Annotated in this window: 18 protein-coding genes; all 18 read right to left on the reverse strand. The window is 40.0% G+C overall.

From position 1 onward, the window contains the following. Nucleotides 1–16: 16 nt before the first annotated feature. Entirely contained in the window at nucleotides 17–1,756 is a 1,740-nt protein-coding gene (locus tag BLA28_RS15465) for an extracellular solute-binding protein (protein ID WP_069158087.1), read from the reverse strand. 259 nt (nucleotides 1,757–2,015) lie between these two features. Beyond that, entirely contained in the window at nucleotides 2,016–3,419 is a 1,404-nt protein-coding gene (locus tag BLA28_RS15470; protein WP_069158621.1) for a flippase, read from the reverse strand. 1 nt (nucleotide 3,420) lies between these two features. Then, a complete protein-coding gene (locus tag BLA28_RS15475) occupies nucleotides 3,421–4,536 on the reverse strand; it encodes a hypothetical protein (RefSeq protein ID WP_069158088.1) in 1,116 nt (371 codons plus the stop codon). An 18-nt stretch (nucleotides 4,537–4,554) separates the two neighbouring features. Beyond that, nucleotides 4,555–5,673 (reverse strand): glycosyltransferase family 1 protein, encoded by a 1,119-nt coding sequence (locus BLA28_RS15480; protein ID WP_081330082.1) that lies wholly within the window; start codon nucleotides 5,671–5,673, stop codon nucleotides 4,555–4,557. Between the two features lie 133 nt (nucleotides 5,674–5,806). After that, nucleotides 5,807–7,579 carry a 2-succinyl-5-enolpyruvyl-6-hydroxy-3-cyclohexene-1-carboxylic-acid synthase gene (gene menD / locus BLA28_RS15485; protein ID WP_069158089.1) on the reverse strand — a complete coding sequence of 591 codons (1,773 nt, stop codon included), beginning with the start codon at nucleotides 7,577–7,579 and terminating at the stop codon, nucleotides 5,807–5,809. Continuing rightward, on the reverse strand, nucleotides 7,579–8,700 hold the full coding sequence (locus BLA28_RS15490) for a polysaccharide pyruvyl transferase family protein (protein WP_069158090.1): 1,122 nt from the start codon (nucleotides 8,698–8,700) through the stop codon (nucleotides 7,579–7,581). Before BLA28_RS15490 ends, menD begins: the two co-directional genes overlap by 1 nt. A 1-nt stretch (nucleotide 8,701) precedes the next feature. Then, the gene (locus BLA28_RS15495; protein ID WP_069158091.1) at nucleotides 8,702–9,211 is read right to left on the reverse strand and encodes a glycosyltransferase; all 510 of its coding nucleotides are present in this window, start codon (nucleotides 9,209–9,211) and stop codon (nucleotides 8,702–8,704) included. Nucleotides 9,212–9,244: 33 nt separating this feature from the next. After that, nucleotides 9,245–9,694 carry a PssD/Cps14F family polysaccharide biosynthesis glycosyltransferase gene (pssD, locus tag BLA28_RS15500; protein ID WP_069158623.1) on the reverse strand — a complete coding sequence of 150 codons (450 nt, stop codon included), beginning with the start codon at nucleotides 9,692–9,694 and terminating at the stop codon, nucleotides 9,245–9,247. 194 nt (nucleotides 9,695–9,888) lie between these two features. Beyond that, on the reverse strand, nucleotides 9,889–10,698 hold the full coding sequence (locus BLA28_RS15505) for a hypothetical protein (RefSeq protein WP_069158092.1): 810 nt from the start codon (nucleotides 10,696–10,698) through the stop codon (nucleotides 9,889–9,891). Between the two features lie 18 nt (nucleotides 10,699–10,716). Then, nucleotides 10,717–11,643 carry a polysaccharide biosynthesis tyrosine autokinase gene (locus BLA28_RS15510; RefSeq protein ID WP_069158093.1) on the reverse strand — a complete coding sequence of 309 codons (927 nt, stop codon included), beginning with the start codon at nucleotides 11,641–11,643 and terminating at the stop codon, nucleotides 10,717–10,719. 201 nt (nucleotides 11,644–11,844) lie between these two features. After that, nucleotides 11,845–12,600, reverse strand: coding sequence for a YveK family protein (locus BLA28_RS15515; protein WP_242880618.1), 756 nt, complete (start codon nucleotides 12,598–12,600; stop codon nucleotides 11,845–11,847). Nucleotides 12,601–12,664: 64 nt separating this feature from the next. After that, nucleotides 12,665–13,396: a CpsB/CapC family capsule biosynthesis tyrosine phosphatase gene (locus tag BLA28_RS15520; protein WP_069158094.1), complete on the reverse strand. Its 732-nt coding sequence runs from the start codon at nucleotides 13,394–13,396 to the stop codon at nucleotides 12,665–12,667. Beyond that, nucleotides 13,380–13,817, reverse strand: a complete 438-nt coding sequence (locus tag BLA28_RS15525) for a helix-turn-helix domain-containing protein (RefSeq protein WP_069158095.1) — start codon at nucleotides 13,815–13,817, stop codon at nucleotides 13,380–13,382. The genes BLA28_RS15520 and BLA28_RS15525 overlap by 17 nt, the downstream gene beginning before the upstream one ends. 276 nt (nucleotides 13,818–14,093) lie before the next feature. Continuing rightward, on the reverse strand, nucleotides 14,094–15,248 hold the full coding sequence (locus BLA28_RS15530; protein ID WP_069158096.1) for a tyrosine-type recombinase/integrase: 1,155 nt from the start codon (nucleotides 15,246–15,248) through the stop codon (nucleotides 14,094–14,096). A gap of 436 nt (nucleotides 15,249–15,684) precedes the next feature. Beyond that, nucleotides 15,685–16,536 carry a carbohydrate ABC transporter permease gene (locus tag BLA28_RS15535; RefSeq protein ID WP_009252530.1) on the reverse strand — a complete coding sequence of 284 codons (852 nt, stop codon included), beginning with the start codon at nucleotides 16,534–16,536 and terminating at the stop codon, nucleotides 15,685–15,687. Continuing rightward, nucleotides 16,533–17,414 (reverse strand): carbohydrate ABC transporter permease, encoded by an 882-nt coding sequence (locus BLA28_RS15540; protein WP_069158097.1) that lies wholly within the window; start codon nucleotides 17,412–17,414, stop codon nucleotides 16,533–16,535. Before BLA28_RS15540 ends, BLA28_RS15535 begins: the two co-directional genes overlap by 4 nt. After that, nucleotides 17,411–18,721: an ABC transporter substrate-binding protein gene (locus BLA28_RS15545; protein WP_069158098.1), complete on the reverse strand. Its 1,311-nt coding sequence runs from the start codon at nucleotides 18,719–18,721 to the stop codon at nucleotides 17,411–17,413. Before BLA28_RS15545 ends, BLA28_RS15540 begins: the two co-directional genes overlap by 4 nt. 6 nt (nucleotides 18,722–18,727) lie before the next feature. Next, nucleotides 18,728–20,359, reverse strand: coding sequence for an alpha-glucosidase (locus BLA28_RS15550; protein ID WP_069158625.1), 1,632 nt, complete (start codon nucleotides 20,357–20,359; stop codon nucleotides 18,728–18,730). Nucleotides 20,360–20,713: the final 354 nt, after the last annotated feature.

Here is a 20,713-nt window from a genome sequence, read left to right on the forward strand (position 1 = left end):
ATTCTTACGAAGCTGCTTATTTCACAGAAGAATACCACTCATTTACTTCCGCTGTCATATCATCTCCGCCTAATTTATTGAAATCTGCCACAAAGGTATCAAAATCATCAATAGAGGATTCGCCGATAATAATCTTAGTGTAGATTTCATCACGCATGGTTTCCAGTGTGGAAAGTTTCTCTGTCATTGTTTCCGTCGGCGCGCCTACAAACTTATTAATCATGATACGGCCGCTTTCATTCATCTCATTAATGGAAGAATAGGAACTGGGCGCAGGTCCGTAGATTCTCTCCCATCCCCATAAAGCAAAGCCTTCGTCACTTCCTGAATAATAGCTGTCCAGTTTATCCTGAATAGACTTGGCCTCACCGGTAAGGGAAGACGCATCCCTGGACTGACGGGCGGCTTCAATATCCAGATAAGCCTGCAGATTCTTTTCGGGCATGGAACACTGGATAGGAGAAAGCTTCCATACACCTTCCGCTTCCGGAGGCGCATAGTATTTTCCGTTATCTCCTGTTTCTCCCCAGCATTTTTCGATAAACAGATTAATCATCTTAACAACAGCTTCCGGATTTTCGAAATTCTTATTTACAGCAATCCATCTGTTGGTTCCCAAATCCGCCTGTGCTGTGGAGGGCTCGCCGGTTGCACTGGGAAGCGGATATGCAGACCACTGGCTGTCGGAATCATTGTCTTTACAGGACTGGAAAGGAGTGAGGGAAAGCCACTGCTGTCCGAAGGAAAAGCCGCATTTTCCTGCCGCTGCCGATTCACCGGCTTTAGTGGAATCTTTTACACCGAACTCAGCATCAATGTAGCCTTTTTCATACATGTCATGAAGAGCTGCCAGCGCTGTCTTGCATTCAGGCTGAATTGCGCCGTAAGCAAGCTGTCCGTCTTTTTCCACCCAAATGCCTGGATATGCGCCATAAGCGTTGAAAAATCCTCTCAAGCCGCCGAAACCGCCGCCCAGAAGGGAGGTTCCTGCAATGCCGATACCTACGGTATCTTTCTGGCCGTTGCCGTCAAAGTCAGCGTTCACAAACTGATCTATCATGTTCATCACTTCATCCATAGTCGTGGGTACTTCCAGATTCAGCTTTTCCAGCCAGTCGGTACGAATCCACATAAGATCTACGGAATCAACGCTGCCGCCGGTAACCGGAAGACCATACTGCACGCCGTCCTTCTGTCCTGCCAGGAAGGGAGAATCTCCTTCCTGATACATAACTTCTTTGGTGAAATCGGTTGCATACTGTTCAAAAACAGGCCCCATTTCCTGTACCAGTCCGGCATCGATAAGCTGCATCATCTGTGTGGAGGTGACGCACATAACGTCGGGAAGATCTTCACTTGCCATGGATACGTTCATCTTCTGGTTGAATTCATCATCGCCTTTAACAATCCAGTCGTATACAACTTTGATTCCCAGCTCTTCCTCGTAGGTGTCCAGCCAGAAGTTATCTTCCAGGGTCTGGCCTGGAAGGTTGGCGAGCACGTTGGTTTCGATGGTGTCATCGGTGGCGCGGACAAAATGGATTTCCAGCGGATCGGCATATTTGCCGAAGGGATCGGCCTGCGATGATGTATCGGCGGCTTCGGTTCCTGCGGGTTGGGAGCTTTCGGTGGATGGTGTGGTAGTGGAATTGGACGCTGCGGATTCCTGCGGGGTATTGCCGGAATTGCCGCAGGCTGTCAGAGACAGAGCCATGACGGCGGTTAGAAGAATGCTTAGTAGTTGTTTCTTTTTCATAGAAAAACCCCTCCTTTTTTTGATATTTTTATTATAGGGAAAGGGAGGGGGTGGGACAATTGCGTTATTTTGATATTTGTTGTGATTTTGTGACTTTTGTATGGTTTTATAAAAATATTTATTAATAATTTAATATTATGTAAGTAGATTACCATCCATATAACAAAAAAAGAAAATTTGTAACATTAAATTCTATTATTTATAAACTTTTTTCTATAAATTACATATTTTCGTAATATAGTTGTTTATCTCAAAGAACCTATTTATTACTCGTCTTTTTTAACAATGTTGATTTCACAACATCTATTATTAATGGATCTTTAATAAAAAATAAAAAAGCAAAATAGCAGAATCCCCCCAAAATAACTACTATTACAGTATTTATTATCGATGCATCTAATTGGTTTGCTACAACTTTTGTTATAATAAACATGACTATAGCACTAACAAAATAATTTCTACTTGTTTTTATCAATTTATTGACTTCTAATTTGTTTTTTACAAAAATTATTTGGAATGAGACAATTATAGCTTCACTAATTAAAGAGGCTATCGTTGCCCCTATTGATTGCAATGCATGTATTAATACAAGATTACATAAAAAATTGGAAATTGCACCAATAAATAATGAAATGATATATTTTTTTTGTTTTCCAATTGCTACAAGATATTGCATTCCTATAGTATCACTCATACCCTGAAATAAGATAATAAATCCACTAATCTGTAAAATCATTGATACTTTCAGAAACTCATTTCCAAAGAACCATGGAACAAATAAATCTGAAATACTACATAATCCAAAAGCTATAGGAAATGCCATAAAATAAACATATCTCATCGATTTGTTAATATACTCATTTACTTCACTATATTTACCTTGCTTATAAGAATATGCTATCTGCGGTAATAAAACCGTACCAAAGGCTAAAACTATTTTCAAGAATACTTGATTTATTTTTAATGCTTGTTCATAGTATCCATTTTCTATATAATCACCAGTAAAAATACCAAGCATTGTTTTATCCAATAATGTATATATTGAAGTCGCTATTGATGGTAGAAAGAACACTAAACTATTTCTCAAATCTTTCTTTATTGTTAATCTTCTAATGGGAATTTTAAATATCGTTTTTCTAAGGTCATACCAAAGTATCACAAAAGTCACTAATGCAATTGTACTACTACCAACAACATATAAAGTCAAATCATCTGGTTTATGAATAAATATTATAACAAATAATAAATCAATTAATTTTAATGTAAATCCACGAGTTGTCAATGTTCTAAATTTTTCAATACCTTGATAATACCATCCTATATTTAATGGAACGTTTATTAAATGTATACCAAGTATCAACAAAATAATAGTATTATCACTAATAATACAAAAAATAATATAGATTACAAATACAAATATAGTAGCTATGCATTTTACTATCTGTATACTCCAAAATCGTTCACTTCTCTCCAAAATAGAATCTTTTACATATGATATTTCTCGTCTACCATATGTATCACATCCTAATGTTGCTATAAGTACAAAATAACTTGTCATTGTGTATGAATAGCTATATTTACCAATACCCGTCACTCCTAAACTTCTTGAAAGAAAAGGCATCGTAATTACAGGACTAATTACTAAGAGTATTTGATATGCCATATTATATATATAATTCTTTTTTATCTTGTTCAATAGAATACCTTTCTTTCGAAACAGGGGGAAAAATAACAGGTGCCGCAAAAAAAAGTATTATGTTCATAAAAATATTTGGGCTAAAACTTTCTGTAAAGATATAAATAATATATGAAATCAGGATAACAGCTTTTCGTATATCATAAATTTTATTAACATAGTTGCATGAACTAATAATTAACCATGAAATTAATAAGAATCCTAATATACCATATTGAATATACAAATAGATATAGCCATTATCAAATAGAGTAAAATCATTTAAGATATTATTACCAAATAGGGTAAATCTATAATTAGTAATATAATAGTTAGAATACGACACCCTACCATTTAATAATATATTCAATATACTAATTTCTTCAGATTTCCCATATAATAAAGCAGATGTAAAGGAAAGAATTATTAAAATCATATATAAGTACTTTGGCAATTTTAATATTATTGATCGTGCCAACTCTATTTTTGTCAAAAAGCACAAACTAATCAACAAAAAAACGCTTAATGCACCTGTCCTGCTTCCTGAATAATTAAAAATAAAAAGATTGACAATCATCCAAAAGATTAGGTTATAGATTTTCAGACTACTATATTTTACATAAATATAAAGTGAAATTAAAATAAATAATGACAGATGTAAAGAATTTGGATGACCATATCCTAGCGAATACCTAATATCAAACCCACCATTTCTCCACATCTCTATACTTTTATTTTCCACAATACCTAAAAATGAAAGAGAAATAACCGTTATGAATGTTATTAATCGAATTTTATACATCCCCATAAATAACTTTTCCATATTGACATTTTTCATTCCAATAATACAAATACATGTTAATAATAATGTTGGTTTTCTGGTTATAAACAAACTAATTATTCCTAATAAGCTTAAAACCATAGCCCAAATTAATTCTTCTGGTTTATATTTTTCAACAGTTACTTTTAGAATCAGAGCAAGAACCCCAAAAACTATGAGAATTTGATAGAATAAACTGTCATTATCCAGTCCTATTCCCTTACATATAACATTCAGATAAACAAAAAATAAAAATAGATTTGAATTTCTTAATCCTGACTGCATTAATAACCTCCACTATCTTTATTTCATCTTTGCGATTTCAGCACTCTCTATATAATAGTTTTCTATTTCTGATACTACTGTATTAATATCAAATCCAGCATTAATAATATATCGTTGCATATTACTATGACTATATACATTGTGTGCAAATTCAATACTTTCACTCGCCCACATCTCAGCGCTATTATCTAATGATAGATGCTTATATAAAGGGGAAATTTCAACCTCCTTTGGTATTCTTTCCGAACCAACAACTGGAATACCAGAAGCCTGTGCCTCAACCGCAACAATGCCCAATCCCTCATAAAGTGAAGGAAATAAAAAAACGTCCATCGCCTGATATATTCGATTCATATCTCGCCGGTTATCAAGAAATAATACATTATTTGTTAAAGACATTAAGTTAACTTTAGTTATTATCTGACTCTTTAAGTTTCCAGATCCTACAAGAAGTAGAACAGCATCATTACGTTTTCTTCTAATTTCCATAAATATTTCAAGTAAAAAATCATGATTTTTCTCTGGTTGGAATCTACCAACATGACCTATTACGAATTTATTACTGATATTTAGTTCTTTTCTTATCGTTTCTCTCATTAATGTATTAGCTACAAATTTACTAGAATCAATAGCATTAGTTAACACATGAAATTTTTTATGTTTGAACAAATATCTTCCCGCATCTTGTGAACAAGCAAACAAGTCTGTAGCATGAATTGTATACAATCGTTGTAATATATATTTAATGTATTTTTTATAATCCTGCGTCATTGAATTACTATGCGAATGTGCAATTCTTACCGGTACCCCACATTTTTCAGCTATGCGTAAACAGAAATAACCAATTGAATATGTATGCATATGAACAATTTTATAATTTTTATTTTCTAATAATATATTTGTTAATTGATTTTGAAATTTAATAATATTAAAATCTTCTCTTACTGAAGTATAGTAAATTTCACCTCCTAAACTACATATCTCATCGTCATAAAATTGTTTTTCTGGATATTCAACCAAAAAATCGAATTGTAGTTTATTTCGATCAATATTTCTATAAATATTCATTAATAATGCTTGTGTTCCTCCCGCCTCCATTCTTTGTAATATATGTAAAACACGTATTACTTCTCCCATATTAGTTCCCCTTGTATTTTAAAATAATAAAAGCTTCAGTTACCTATTCTCCAATAAATCGTTGTATAAAAATCAATTATGATTTATTTTAATTATTCTGATTACCCAAGAATTCATGAATTGTTCGCCTCTTCTAATTTTTCAAGTTATCAACTATACTCTGAATTTTTTCCTGTCCAATTGTTGACTTAATTAAATCTTTACTTTTACGAATTATTTCAGATTGAAAGTTTCTCGGACGGCTTAAATCAAAAAAATCATAAATAGCATCAGCATCTTGCTTCATTTCAGTAAATACTTCCATGAATACAGGTCGTTCCAAATCCTCTCGCATAAATTCCGTTAAATTTTCTAATAATGATTCTTTATCTCGTGCCATAAGATATGTGAAATTATTAGATTTTACCCATCCCTCTGCAGTAGTATAATGTCGAGCCGTTGTATGTAAATCACTTGCTGAATTTTTCCACATTTTATTAAAGTAAAATTCTGATCCTCCTTGATTATTTATCATAAGAATATGCACATTTTTACTAATATGACGTAAGCGTATAGCATTCATATCATAAAAAAAGGCAAGATCCCCAATAATAAGATAACTTTGTTTATTTGATGCGGCTGTCGCTTGTCCCAAGAAAGAAGAAAGACAACCATCTATTCCATGAGTACCAATATTTGCATAAACATTTATTCCTTGATTCATCTTAAAAAAATTCGTTATACGTATACTATTATTTATACTTAAATGTAGGATTGAATCACTAGGTATACGTTCGACAATTTGTTGAATAGCATAAATGTGTGAATAGGGAAATTCTGGGATAATAATAGAATTTGTATATTCTTTCCACTTATTATAATACTCTCGACTGTTCTTATATGTATCATCCGTATTATCTTTACAGAAATCAAAAAAATACTCAGGAGAACATTCAAATATGGTAGTTATACTTTTATACATATCAACAACATGGCCATCCTCCTGTATAGACCAATGTTCAAATTTTCCAGCAAATTTTCTCAGTTGTTCCTTTATTCCAGACATGATATTACCACCAAAAGAAATAACAATATCCGGTAATAATTCCTTAACGATTTCAGTATTGGCATATCGAACATCCATACATACAGATGTATTAATAATTTCATCTAATGCTATATTAGAGGTACACTCTACTGCTATCGTAGTATTATAATGACTGAAAAAATATTTAATTAATGAAAGTAACTTATTGGAGATATGATTATTTTGGCCACATGTAACTAATATTCTTTTTGAATTCTTTAATTTTTCAATTTTTTTGTTCCAAACAGCTACTTCATCATCTATACATAACCTATCAATTTTGGTGACTTTAGGTAATTCTTTTATATTAAATGAATTATTATAGGTATTCATTGGTATGTTAATATGAACAGGTCCTTTAGAGTGATGATTTAATTCTAAAAAGGCTTCATTAACTAATCTTTGACAAAATACTTCATCAGCCCTATTTCTTATAATCGGAAGATTTACCGATTTACGCACATGACGATCATACATTCCTATTTGATCAATCATTTGATCTTCCCATTGTCCTAACATTGCGGGATCACGATCACTTGTCAACACAATAAGTGGAACACCTTGATAAAACGCTTCAGCAATCGGTGGCCAATAATTACAAGTTGCAGTAGATGAAGTGCAAGAAAGCACAACAGGTTCTCCTTTTTCTTGTGCCAATCCTAAAGCAAAATATCCAGCACTTCGCTCATCTACTACAGAGTAACATTGAAAGAAAGGGTCCTCTTCTACAGAATGAACAAATGGGACATTACGGCTACCTGCCGACAATACACACTGACTAATTTCCCATTTTTTCATCAACGCAATAATAATTTGATAAGCTTTTAACTCCGTATACATTATCCAATCTCCCGTTTGAAATATTCGTTAGTTTTCTGCCTTTGTTCATATATTATTTTATCAACAAGATCATAGTTAACTTCTTTTTCATTTATTTTATTTACATATTGAATAGATTTTGTCAATCGATCCATAAGATTTAATCGCGTTAACAAATCAATTAATTTTTCTTCATTTCCGTAAGAATCATCAATACTCTCTCTTACAATAGTAGTAAATTTCTTATGTGTAATAATAGAGAATATACTTCCATGAAAAGTATCAGTAATAATTTCTTCAGCATTTATAAAATAGGTGAATATTTCAAATGGAGTACAATTAATAAATCGATCTGCACATTTTTGTATACCACCTATAGCATATATTTTTAATCCACGTTTTTTAGCATAGTCAGTGATCCAGATTGCTTCATTATTTGAAATTCTTCCGGAATATGCATAGAGAATAAGATATTTTTCTGTCGATTTCCAAATTGGAATTCTATTACATTTATTTATAAAATCATAAATCAATACAGGATCAAAATGATATTCCGGCATTTTTCCTGTAAGCTGTTCCACTATAATGCCTGAATTTTTATCTCGTACAGAAATGCAATCAAATGTTTTTAGTAATCTTCCAACTTCATCTGCCTTTCGATAAAACACTAATTTTTCCAGAGTAGTATTACCAAAAGAAGCGGCATAACTAATTAACTTCTTAGCACGATTATCTTTCCCAAATAATTCCATAGAACAGCCTACATTAGCATTCTTTTGGATACAATTAAAAACCTCATCACTCCCTATTAAAAGACAATCCAGTTCTGGAGTATAATTCATGTCTTTTGATATTCCTAATATTGGAAGATAACTTCTGGAAAAAGCTTCTTTATACTTTAAAAACTCAAATTTATGTAATAAAGGAGCGTCGTATCGCATTGTCTCTAGTGCTTTATATACTTTTCCACTTATTCCCCTTTTTTCATTTTGTACTTGACTTATTACAACTGGTTCTATATGATAATCAACAAATTCAATATTAACTTCCCGCTCCTGTAATATTTCTTTCAAAGCATATGCCTGTAAAAAAGAGCCATAATTCGCAATGCGTTGCATTGACATAATACCAACCTTATTCATCTTACTTTTGTTCCTTATCCTCGATTATTTCTCTAACAAGATTTTTAAATTCTTTAATAAATATCTCATTATTACTTTTTAATCCTGTAGTCATAGAACAAACAATCTCATTATAATCTTTAATAGTCTGCTCCAATTTATTAATATCTTCTACTACGATAATATTTTTCTGTCTTTTAGCCACAGCTAACGCAAATTCCACCTGATGATTATTAACATGTTCATTAAACTGTTTTTGCCTTGGTACAACAATGGGAATTTTTCCAACTTGTAGTGCCAAAATAAAACTAGATGGACCACCATGAGTAATTACAATCCTTGCTTCTGATATATAATTGAGCATATCTTTATATGGAAATATTTTTTCCCAAGTACAATACTGAGGTATATATGTACTAAATCCAGTTTGAATAATAATATCTTCATCAATGTTATTTTTTTTATATTCATCCATATACTTAACCAGACGGTTAAAAGATTGTTCATGTGTTCCTACTGTAACAAAAATCATCTTCTCTCACTCCTAAATAATTATTCTAAGAAATTAAAATATACTTCCTAAATTAATTGCTTTAGGATATACTCGTTTCATTTCTTCCCATTCCACAATAAATTTATCCGTTATTGGATATACAATTTTACCTGTCATTGTAGGCTTATCAATTCGATCAAATACCTCTATATAAATCAATTTTTTTCTCATTAACTTTCCAAAATAAAAAAAAGGAACTGCTACTGCTGCGCCTGATGATATAATTAGATCTGGTTTTTCTGAAAGTAAAATTTCTATTGCTAATTTTGAATTAATTATCAGTGCCTTTAGACTGCGATTTGTAGGATAATAGCATGAATACATCTTCTCATCTTTAAGCAAACTTCGTGCATCTTCCTTATCAAAAGTCACCCAAAATCTATCTTTTTCTTTCCAAAAAGGTTTTAGCATATATAAATGTGCCAAATGCCCTCCTGAAGAACCCACAAGGCAAACCTTAATGTCTTGAGACCTTTTTATTTTTTTCACTTCAAAACCTCCCTTCATTTACTTTTTCTTGTTTAAAGGAATTAAATTATCAAACAAATTGTCACAATATTGTTTGCTTATGTTTATAATCTAAAACAGCTTTCATAATTATTATTCAAATAACTCAACAAATTTAAATCTTTTTAGAATTCAATTATTTAGATTGTTTACTCCTCCACCCTAACCACCAAATTTCTAACCTCCGACCGGTTCCCATCCGAATCCACCGTATACAACGTCACCGGATACTCCCCAGCCGCATTCAAATCCACATGCCCTTCCAGCTTCAAATTATTATAAAGCGTATTATAATCATCCTTATCATCCGTCATCGCCGCTATCACCTGTCCCCAATTCGGTGCTGTACCAATTTTCGTACTAACCACATCCCCGCTCGTCACCAACACCGGATTCGGCCCAGCCTGCGGCTCTTGACGTTCCTGAGGTTCCTCATCCTGTTCATCCTGCCTCCCCTCTTCTCCATCTCCCCCATTCCGTTCCTCCTCTGCATCATTCCTGTCCATATCATCCGGCACAGAACTGCTCTCCTCATTACTCTCCGTCTCTGTCTCCGACTCCTCCATCCTGCTTTCATCCATTCCATATTCATCGTCCAGTCCTTCCCCCGCAGCAGGCAGCACATCTCTTCCCATATAACTCTCTGCCACAGGAAACGCCCTGGAGGCCTTCCCCACATTATTCGCACTGTCCCTCGCCACATAGGTAACGATCACTTCTTTCCCGTTCGTCCCCGCTATCTTTTCCACCAGCAGGCTGTCACTCACATCTCCATCCTTCTCATCCATAGCCACAACTCCCTGAAGCAGAAGACTTTCATCCATCCCTTCTTCATAGCTCACCGCATTCTCGCCAAATGAGATCACCGGCGCGGTTCTGTCCTTCCCCAGATACAGGAACATACAAACTGCCAGGAGAACAATGTCAATTCCTCCGATTATGAATACTAACTTTTTCATATTCCTCTAATGCCTCCTTTACTTCAGTTCCTCTATCAATTCCGTATCTTCAGCCAGTTCCACAATATCCATATCAAGCTGAATCATATCATCCTCAGCGATTACGCCTTCTTCTGCTGTCTTTTCTTTCCCCGATTCTCTGGTACTTTTATTGTCATGGGAATGCAGATTTCCTTCCCCCTTCACCGCCTTGGCTCCTTTTGTCCCCTTCTGCACCACAGCGGCATGCAGCCCGCCTTCCTCACTATTCCCGTAATACTTTCCGTAATATTTCCCGTAATACTTCCCATAATAAGCGCCGTAATATCCCTTGCCGCTCATGTTCACCTTATTCAGAATCACGCCTAAAATCCGGCAGTCCACTTTTTCCAGCTGTTCCTTTACTTTCTGGGCAAATTTATAGCTGATAGCCCCGCTTTCAACCACGATGACGGTTCCGTCGCAATGCTGCGCAGCTACCGCACCGTCAATGACGCTCCCTAACGGCGGCGTATCCACAATCACATAGTCGTATTCCTTCCGCAGGTATTCGAGCAGCAGCCGAAATGCATCGTTTCCCAATAATTCACTGGGATTCGGAGGCACCGGGCCGGAGAAAATCACATAAAAATCAGGGATATTGGTCTTGCAGGATATATCTGAAATGGATGCCTGTCCGCTGAGGTAATGGGACAGGCCATACCGGGCTGCATTGGTTTTATAACGGCCTTTCAGCACGGATTTCCGAAGATCCGCATCCACAAGGACGACCTTTTTCCCGCCTTCCGCAATTGACAGGGCAAGCTGAAAGGATACGCTTGTTTTTCCCTCATTGGGTGTACTGCTGGTTATGGAAATCACTTTCCTGTCTTTTCCTGAAAATTCCAGGTTAGTCCGCAGGGTCTTATAACTTTCCTTTGTTCTGAAATCCAGCTTTTCTATGGAATTAAATGTGACTGTCTGCATGGTGGCCTTTCTCCTTTATCCGTTGTATCCGTTTTTGGTAGGTAACAGCCGTACACTCCTGCCGCTCACAGCTGTTCATTTCTGCTTTCCGCACAAGACAACAGCAGAAAAGCAACCGTCCCTTCGATACTCTTTTCTGCCTCTCTTACTAGTGCTCTATCCGGCCAGTACTGTCAGCAGCGTTTCTGGCCGGTTGGAGCACTAGCTTCTTTTTACTTTTTTCTTTTTCTTCTTCCCGTCTTCTTCCCCTTCGTTCAGGGGGATTACCGCCAGGGTGGAAAGCTGCAGATATTTTTCCACGTCTTCGGGTGTCTTTACGGTATCATCCATAAGGAAACGCACCAAAATCACGGCAATCATCAGGAATATACCAAGCACACCGCCGATAAATGTATTTTTCATCACACTGGGGCTCGCTTTTTTCATGGGCATATTCGCGGTTTCCGACACGTTTACAGCCTGGATGTCCATAACATTCATGATATGGACGGCGGCAGCCTCACGAATGGAATTGGCGAGCTGCATTGCCATCACCGGATCGGTATCCTCCACAGTAATAGCCAGGATGCGGGTATCTGTCGGGGTTGTTACGGATACTTTTTTCTTCATCTCTTCATAACTCAGATCCAGTCCCATTCCCTGTACTACTTCTTCAAGGACAAAACGGCTCTGGATCAGTTCCGCATAGTCTTTGGTCAGCTGAGTGCCCAGCTGGATATCAGAATAGGTAACTGCATTGTTTTCCTGCTTATTCAGAATGTAAATTTTAGTGGTGGACTCATATTTGGGGGTGATAAACAGCTGTGTTATCAGAAAGGTACCCAGCGCAGTCATAATTCCCACCGATACAATCAATGCCAGATTATGTACCAGCACCAGGCAGATTTCCCATAAATCAATTTCTATCTCATCTGTCTGCTGCATTGTGTTTTCTTCCATCACTTTTGTATTCTCCAATCTGTATTCCTGTTTGCACATCAATTTTGGGCGGTTCTGTTATTTTTAAAATGTCAGGGCTGTATCATATGATTTGATCCTTCAGCAGGGCCGTGGGGTTTCCGCAGAATATCTGTTCCATCCGTTCCTCACCCAGCTTTTTTTTCACCCATTCTGCACAGGCTTTCATGTCAGGGCTTCGTTTTCCTTCGCTTCTATGGGCATCCGTGGCAATAAAATCAATAAGTCCTTCTTTCAAAAGCTTTCTGGTCATATTTTTTACGGAAAAGCCATTCTCACCCGTCACGCTGGCGGCATTCACCTGAAAATAGCAGCCTGTGTCCTCTTTCAGTTCCTCTGCCTTGTCTATCCGGCTCATTACATTCACATAGCGTTCCACATGGGCTGTTATGGGCCGGTATCCAAAGGAGGCGACTCTGCTGAGCGCATCCCGGATATAGGTATAATCCTCTCCGGGCAAAAATTCGATCAGTACGTAGCGGGAATCTGCCATAGTCCGTATTTTCCCTTTATCCAGCAATTCCGCAAGCCCATGGCGGTAAAAAATCTCATTCCCCGGATAGAGCCGTACCGGTATTTTTTCTTTTCCGGCCAGTTCCTGGAGTTCTTCCATTCTCCGGAGTATTCCTTCCGGCGTAACACATCTTCGATCCGGTTTTTGATGAGGAGTGAGTATGATTTTTTCAATTCCTTCCTCTGCCGCTTTCTTCAGCATAAGCAGAGCCATTTCCACACTTTCCGCCCCGTCATCCACAAGAGGCAGTATATGAGAATGGATATCAATCAGTCCATTCATTCTTTCTTACTCTCCCTTTGAGGGACCGGCTATGGTCTGTTCTGTCCTCTGTCCCCATATCACTGCAGGCAATCAGAAAGGTCCGCAGGACCTTGGCCGCGTAAAGCCTTTCTTTCTTTGACACATGGTTCAGAAGCTGGTATACAGCCTCGGTTTCTTCCTGGTATGTCCTTCCTGCATCTTCTGTCTTTTCCTCTTCTTGTGTTCCGAGGATTAAGTAATCCAGAGACATATGGTAGAGTCGGGATATGGCAATCATGGTTTCCACCGACATTCCGCAGCTGCCTCGTTCGATATCCGCATAATAGGTCGGTACTCTTCCCAGCTTTTCTGCCGCTTCTTTCATGGTGATTCCCAGCTGTCTGCGTTTCTCCCGTATCCGATTGCCGGCGGCCTTCCTGTCATAAGTTTCCTTTTCCATTCTTTCCCACCTTCCGAAGCTCCCTGATCTGTTATACAATTAAGCCATCCCATGACAGGGAAACGGCACATCCGCGGTTTTCCTGTCTGATAACCGGCTTATAAGGCATCAATGGGAGCATGTCGGTTTAAAACTGTTATTGCCTTTTTTCGCAAAATCTCACCTTATGCGAAAAGACGCGTAAGAAGCAGATGTATTCTATATATTTGTAGTACCTCTGACCATTTTTTTGACGGCTCAGAAATGAAAAGGAAGATGGAACTGATTCTCCCCCAGCTAAGCCGTCATCCGATAATCCGCCATCAGCATTTTTTTCCGCTGCATATCGGAATGGACATAGATACGCATCGTGGTAGTCACATTGGAATGTCCAAGCAGTTCGCTTACTGTTTTCATGTCAAATCCATGGGAAATGCAGTTTGTGGCAAAAATATGCCGCAGCATGTGAAAATTAAAGGAGGGGATCCCCAGGCTTTTCAGAATTCTCAGGAACCGGTATTGTAAGGTCCTCGGCTCGGTATATTCTTTTTTCCTTCCCGGCATCAGATAATCCTCCTGTCTGCCTCTCCATTTTTGCAGAAGTGTAAGCAGATAACCGGGGAGCGGGATCTCTCTGTCTGAATTACCTGATTTGGGGGAAGTAATTGTTATTTTCGTTCCGGTTGAATAACAGCCTGTTTCCCCGCTGTTACTGCAAAAAGTGCGGATTCTCTGCAGGGTCCTGCCGATATGCATCGTACCTTTCTCAAAACTGATATCGCCCCATTTCAGGGCACACAGTTCTCCAATACGGATTCCGCTGCAGCCGGTCAGGAGGATGCCCATGCAGGTAACATCCCCTTTCAGCGCTTCTTTCTGCAGGTATGCTTCCAGCTTCCGTATATCTGTTTCCAGCGGGGGATGTACCGGCCTGTGTCTGGCGGCGTAAGGCGCGTGGGGCTGTTCCAGCCCGGTACAGTGATATTTGTCCTTCAGGAACTGCAGAATCTGTCCTAAAATAATGTGTATCTGGTGCAGATACTGCTCGGAAAGCTTTTTTCCCTGTTTCCCTTCCCTCAGAATTTTGAAATATTCTCTGTATGCGGCAAAATCCCAGGCTTCCGCCGGTACGGAACCAATCAGCGGCAGAATATGCTTCTCCGTAATGGAACGATAGGTGGAAAGTGTGGATTCCTTCCAGGCGCCTCTGCGTTCCTCCAGCCACATCCCGGCGGCCTCCCCTATCGTAAGGCCGATCGGCAGACAGCCATGTCCGCCTTTTTCCAGGAACTGTTCCCTTTTCTTTAAAAAAAGCTTTTCCTTCACTTCCTTGTAGGTTTTCCCATAGACAGAAGCATATTTTTGACGGCCGTCCGCCATATTGATTTTATGGTAACGTCCTTCCCAGCGGCCATCCTTCCTTTTATAGATATTTTCCCCTTTTCTTGCCATAGTCTCCTCCATCGTCCTGACGAAATATTTGACGGCTCATAAATTAACTGCACCACCTATGGCAACTCAAACGCAGCTTGTATTCCGTAAAAGTAATTACTGTCTGTTTGTCAGCAATGTCATTTCCCGGTAATTTATACCTGATGCGACAGAAAATGACATTTCAATATATTTTTTTACGCATTAATTGACAAAATACAAAACTTGTCTTACAATAAATTCCAGTGTTGAGTTTATAATTACCATAAAATGTCAGTTTAAAACTTACTCTAATTTTCGCATAAGGTGAGATTTTGCGAAATAAAAAACGGGAAATAAAACATCCGCAGGGATGAAAAGCTTCGCACGCCAAAAAAAGCAGATGCCGGTTAAGCATCTGCTTTTTTGCTGTTGCCATATTTCATACAGTAATGACCAGAAATAAATTAATTAAACCTTACTTCACTGCCCCGTTTACAACGCCATTCAATATCTGTTTCTGGCAGAACAGATAGAAAATCAGAATAGGAAGCAGCGCCAGCAGGTAAGAGGCGAATGCCAGGTTATAGTTCGTCCCGAACTGTGTCTGGAAGTTCAGCTGTGCAAGCGGCAGCGTATTGTGCCCGGTTCCGGACATGATAACCAGAGGCGTCATTACGTCATTCCAGGTCCCCAGCGCGGTGAGGACTGCTGCCGTGGCGTGCATGGGCTTCATAATGGGAAAAATGATTTTCCAATAGGTCTCCCAGGTGCTGGCTCCATCCACTCTTGCCGCTTCTTCCAGCGCGAGCGGGATGTTTTTCAGGTAGCCGGAATACAGAAGCAGGTTCATGGGCATATAGAATACCACATACAAAAGGATAACCCCCACCCGGTTTGCCAGTCCTATCTGGGCTGTTTGCTTTACCAGCGGCATCATGAGAATAGCAAAGGGGACGAACATACCGCTCACAATGTACAGGTAGGCAATATTATAAAAACGGCTGTGGGCCATATTCCGCCCGATGGCGTATCCGGCCAGGGAATGGACCGCAATGGCTATAAGGATGACCGTACAGGTAATGAGGAGGCTGTTTCCCAGGGAATGCCAGAAATCTGTTACCCGCATGGCTTCTGTAAAGTTATCCAGCCGGAATGCGGAGGGCAGGGACAGAATTCCGGCGATGTCATTGGTCATTTCGGAGGGGCTTTTAAAGGCTATGACAATTGCCATATATAAGGGGAAGAAAATCGTAAGGCTTCCCAGAATCAACAGAATCGTAACCGGCCAATTGACCCGCTGCGTTCCTTTTTGCTGTCCTTTTTTCATAGCTGCTCCTCCTTCTTACCGGTAATTCGCATCTGAATGACGGATATCGCTACTATAACTATAAAAAATACGAATGCATTGGCGCTCTGGAAGCCGAACTGTCCTCCGCTCATACCGTTATTATAGATGAGGTAGGAAATGGATTCCGTACTCTGCGCCGGCCCGCCCTTAGTCAAGGCCATGATCTGATCGAAGACCATGAGGAAATTTTTCATACAAAGCACCATATTTATGGAAAAGAACGGAATGATCAGCGGGAAGGTCAGGCTCCAAAACTTTTTCCAGCCTGAGACGCCGTCTATGGCTCCGGCCTCATACACATCCTCGGGAACGGTCTGCAGCCCGGATATATAAATAATGGTATTCATGGCTATCGACTGCCAGGAGCATACCAGCACAATGGCAAACCAGGCTGTTCCGGTTCCTGACAAAAGGCTGGTGCTCAGCGCTTCGATCCCCGCCGCCTGTCCCAGCGCGGGCAGGATATAGGTAAAAAGATAGCTGAAAATATAGCCTACCACCAGTCCGCCCAGTACATTGGGTATAAAATAAATTCCCCGGAGCGCGCTTTTTCCCTTTATTCTGCTGTTCAGCCCCAGGGCAAGAATCAGGCTCAGGACATTTACCAGGATTGTGGAAACCAACGCAAATTTAAAGGTAAACAGGTAGGATTTTCCCACACGGGCATCCTGGAAAAGATCGATGTAGTTTCTCAGCTTAACAAAATCATAGCTTCCGTAGCCTTTAAAATTGGTAAAGCTGTAAAGAAAACCTTTCAGCAAAGGGAGCGTATTGAAGCAGAAAAACAACAGCAGGATAGGTATCGTAATCAGCAGAAAGGTTCTGTCTCTGTCACTCATTTTTTTCTTCTTATTCATTGATTCGTTCCCCCTTCCGCACCGGTATCCGGATGTTCATCTTCATACCGCTGCACCTTGGCAATCAGATCCCTGTTATAACGCTGCCAGTCCTGATCGAAACCGGCAAGAAAAGCATCGGTATCTTTTTGAATCAAATAGGTCTGTATCAGGGCGTCTACCGCCATTTCCGTCGGATAATGGTGATCCTGATAATCCACCATTTTTCCTTCCTTAATATAATCGGCGACGCCGTCCAGCATGGAAGGAAGCTTAAAGTCCCCGTTCTTACAGGGCACGGCATTCTGATTATCCAGGTAGGCCTGTACATTCTCATCCGCAAGAAGGAAATCAAGGACTTCATAGGCCGCTTCTTTTTCAGGACAGTCCGCCATGACGGAAAACTGCAGGTCAATGCCTGAATTGAGCACATTCTCCTGTGCGTTATCACTGGCGGGCAGGACAAAGGTATCAATATCAATGTCCGGATTCACGGATTTGATCTGGGGCACCGCATAGCTGCCAATAGTAAACATGGCAGACTGTCCGCGTGCGAAGGCCGTACAGGCATCATTATAACCGTAGGAAAAAGGATCCTTCTGTCCATAAGGAAGAAGCTCCAGCATACGTTCCGCCACTTCCCTGTACTGTTCAGTAAAAGTGGTTTCTCCCCTGTTAACCCTGCTGCATACGTCGGCCGGAGCCAAATCCACAGCTATGGCGTTCCAGGGTGCCAGGCAGTTCCAGGTATCTTTAAAGCCGAAGTACAAAGGCTGGACTCCTGCGGCTTGTATCGTATCACATAAAGCCTTAAATTCTTCCCAGGTTTCCGGGATTTTCCATCCGTTCTCCTGAAACATGGCGCGGTTATATAAAACACCGGCGGCATTTGCCACATAAGGGACCGCATAGGTACCGTTCATGGGAATAAATTCCAGCTGCTTGTCAATAGTCAAGTAAGAAGGATTTATATCCGCAAGGCCCCGGTAATCGGAAATATCCATGAGCATCTCTGAATCCAGGAAATTGGAATAGTTGATATCTCCTCCGATACCAATAATATCCGGCGCGTCCTCCCTGATAAAACGGGTTTTCAGGATGGTCATCGCATCGTTGGGTGATTCAATAGTCAGATGGATATTATCATGGGAGGCATTAAATTTTTCTTCCAGCATTTCAAATACTTCCACCGCTTCCGGCTTATATTGTACAAGCTCTATCTCGATTTTGCCTTTCCTGTCCGGCGGCTGACAGCCAGGCAGCACCGCTGCGATTGCCGTTAATGCCGCAATCATCAGGCAGGCCGCCGCTTTCCCCCGTTTTCTCATATTTTCTTACCCCTTTCTCACCTTTATCATCATTGCTTCAAAGGGACGTAAATTTCCGCCCGCACTGCTGTCCGGATAGTTGGAAATCAGCACTTCCCCGTTTTTCCATTCCTCCGGAAGGATCCGTGTCTGGGGCTGTTCTTTAAAGTTACAGAGAACGAGCAGCTTTTCCGTATCATTTTCCCTTGTATAGGCGAAAACATCCTCATCCTCTTCCATCACCGGCTCATACCAGCCGTCAACAAGGACATTTTCCTTTTTTCTTAAGGCAATCAATTTTTTATAGTAATGGAAAATGGAATCCTGATCCACCAGCTCTTCCTGGGCATTGATCACTGTATAGTTAGGATTGCAGCGTATCCAGGGAGTTCCTGCCGTGAACCCGGCATTTGCGCTTTCATCCCACTGCATGGGAGTCCTTGCATTATCCCTGCCCTTGGCATAAATGGAACGCATGATATCCTGTTCCTCGTATCCGTTTTCCATCCGTTCCTTATACATGTTCAGGAGTTCAATATCCCGGTAATCCTCAATGTCAAATCTCACATTTGTCATCCCCAGTTCCTCTCCCTGGTAAATATAAGGGGTTCCCTGCATGCCGTGAATCATTGTCGCCAGCATTTTAGCGGATTCCACACGGTATTTTTCATCATTTCCGAAATGGGATACCGCCCGGGGCAGGTCGTGGTTATCCAGGAAAAGACTGTTCCATCCCTTCTGGTACAGACTCTGCTGCCATTTCGTAAACACCTTCTTAAATTCCACAAAAGGAAGAGGGGCCAAATCCCATTTTTCTTTCCCCGGCTGCTGATCCAGCACCATGTGTTCGAACTGAAATACCATGGAAAGCTCGGAGCCATCCGGGTTACTGTAGAGGAACGCCCTCTCCGGAGTGGCGCTCCACGCCTCGCCGACTGTCACTAAATCGGCTCTCTGGAAGGTATTGCTGCTCATCTCCCTGATAAAAGGATGAAGCATAGGCCCTTCTGCCATAACACAGTTATCCGTATCCTTTCCAATCAGGTCTATCACATCCAGCCGGAAGCCGCCCACACCGCGGTCAATCCACCAGTTGATCATATCGTAAATAGCTTTCCGCAGCGCAGGATTTTCCCAGTTCAGATCCGGCTGCTTCACAGAAAACTGATGCAGGTAATACTGTCCGCATTCCGGCACCCATTCCCATGCAGGGCCGCAGAAGGCCGCCTTCAAATCATTCGGATACTTTCCCTCCACGCCGTCACGCCATACATAAAAATCATGATAGGGATTATCCTTGCTTTTTTTCGCCTCCAGGAACCAGGGATGCTCATCCGAACTGTGGTTCAAAACCAGATCCATGATAATACGGATTCCCCTTTTCTTCGCTTCCGCAATCAGCTCATCCATATCCTCCAGCTTACCGAAAATCGGATCAATATCCTGATAATCGGAGATATCATAACCATTATCATCCTGAGGAGAACGGAATACCGGAGACAGCCAAATCGCATCAATTCCCAGATCCTGCAGATAAGGAAGCTTCTGTATAATCCCCTGAAGATCTCCTATTCCATCCGCATTGCTGTCATAAAAGCTTCTGGGATAAATCTGATAAATAACCGCCTTCTGCCACCATTTCGCCTGTTTGTTTTCCATATATAATCCCCTTTCCTTTTCAGCCGTTTCCCGTCCTCCGGGAAACACCATTTTTTCGGTATCTTTCTATCTAAAAGATTAGTTGGTTTTGTCAGGTTGTTCAATAAGTGTTCTTCAAAACCAATTTATTGCACAAAAAAACAGTCTCTAATTGTATAGAGTGTACAATCAAAGACCGTTTATTCCATTGATTAATAAATGAACCCCCCGCGAAAACCACAGACACATAAAATACTTAGCCTGCCGAAACAGACGTATCCGTGCCAGGGTCCCTCCCGTCCTTTTGCTCCGCCTGCCTGCGCCTTGCCCTTTCTCCCGGGCCGGGGACGGCTTTGGATGTTGTTTCAGTTCCAT

The sequence above is a fragment of the Eisenbergiella tayi genome (assembly GCF_001881565.1).
GTDB lineage: Bacteria > Bacillota > Clostridia > Lachnospirales > Lachnospiraceae > Eisenbergiella > Eisenbergiella tayi.

What these genes read in the sequence shown, in the direction of transcription:
- BLA28_RS15490 (WP_069158090.1), bottom strand. Translation starts at nt 8,700, where the DNA reads ATGAATAAGGTTGGTATTATGTCAATGCAACGCATTGCGAATTATGGC.
- BLA28_RS15535 (WP_009252530.1), bottom strand. Translation starts at nt 16,536, where the DNA reads ATGAAAAAAGGACAGCAAAAAGGAACGCAGCGGGTCAATTGGCCGGTT.
- BLA28_RS15550 (WP_069158625.1), bottom strand. Translation starts at nt 20,359, where the DNA reads ATGGAAAACAAACAGGCGAAATGGTGGCAGAAGGCGGTTATTTATCAG.
- BLA28_RS15475 (WP_069158088.1), bottom strand. Translation starts at nt 4,536, where the DNA reads ATGCAGTCAGGATTAAGAAATTCAAATCTATTTTTATTTTTTGTTTAT.
- BLA28_RS15480 (WP_081330082.1), bottom strand. Translation starts at nt 5,673, where the DNA reads ATGGGAGAAGTAATACGTGTTTTACATATATTACAAAGAATGGAGGCG.
- BLA28_RS15470 (WP_069158621.1), bottom strand. Translation starts at nt 3,419, where the DNA reads ATGGCATATCAAATACTCTTAGTAATTAGTCCTGTAATTACGATGCCT.
- BLA28_RS15540 (WP_069158097.1), bottom strand. Translation starts at nt 17,414, where the DNA reads ATGAATAAGAAGAAAAAAATGAGTGACAGAGACAGAACCTTTCTGCTG.
- BLA28_RS15510 (WP_069158093.1), bottom strand. Translation starts at nt 11,643, where the DNA reads ATGCAGACAGTCACATTTAATTCCATAGAAAAGCTGGATTTCAGAACA.
- BLA28_RS15530 (WP_069158096.1), bottom strand. Translation starts at nt 15,248, where the DNA reads ATGGCAAGAAAAGGGGAAAATATCTATAAAAGGAAGGATGGCCGCTGG.
- menD (WP_069158089.1), bottom strand. Translation starts at nt 7,579, where the DNA reads ATGTATACGGAGTTAAAAGCTTATCAAATTATTATTGCGTTGATGAAA.
- BLA28_RS15520 (WP_069158094.1), bottom strand. Translation starts at nt 13,396, where the DNA reads ATGAATGGACTGATTGATATCCATTCTCATATACTGCCTCTTGTGGAT.
- BLA28_RS15545 (WP_069158098.1), bottom strand. Translation starts at nt 18,721, where the DNA reads ATGAGAAAACGGGGGAAAGCGGCGGCCTGCCTGATGATTGCGGCATTA.
- BLA28_RS15465 (WP_069158087.1), bottom strand. Translation starts at nt 1,756, where the DNA reads ATGAAAAAGAAACAACTACTAAGCATTCTTCTAACCGCCGTCATGGCT.
- BLA28_RS15505 (WP_069158092.1), bottom strand. Translation starts at nt 10,698, where the DNA reads ATGAAAAAGTTAGTATTCATAATCGGAGGAATTGACATTGTTCTCCTG.
- BLA28_RS15525 (WP_069158095.1), bottom strand. Translation starts at nt 13,817, where the DNA reads ATGGAAAAGGAAACTTATGACAGGAAGGCCGCCGGCAATCGGATACGG.
- BLA28_RS15495 (WP_069158091.1), bottom strand. Translation starts at nt 9,211, where the DNA reads ATGATTTTTGTTACAGTAGGAACACATGAACAATCTTTTAACCGTCTG.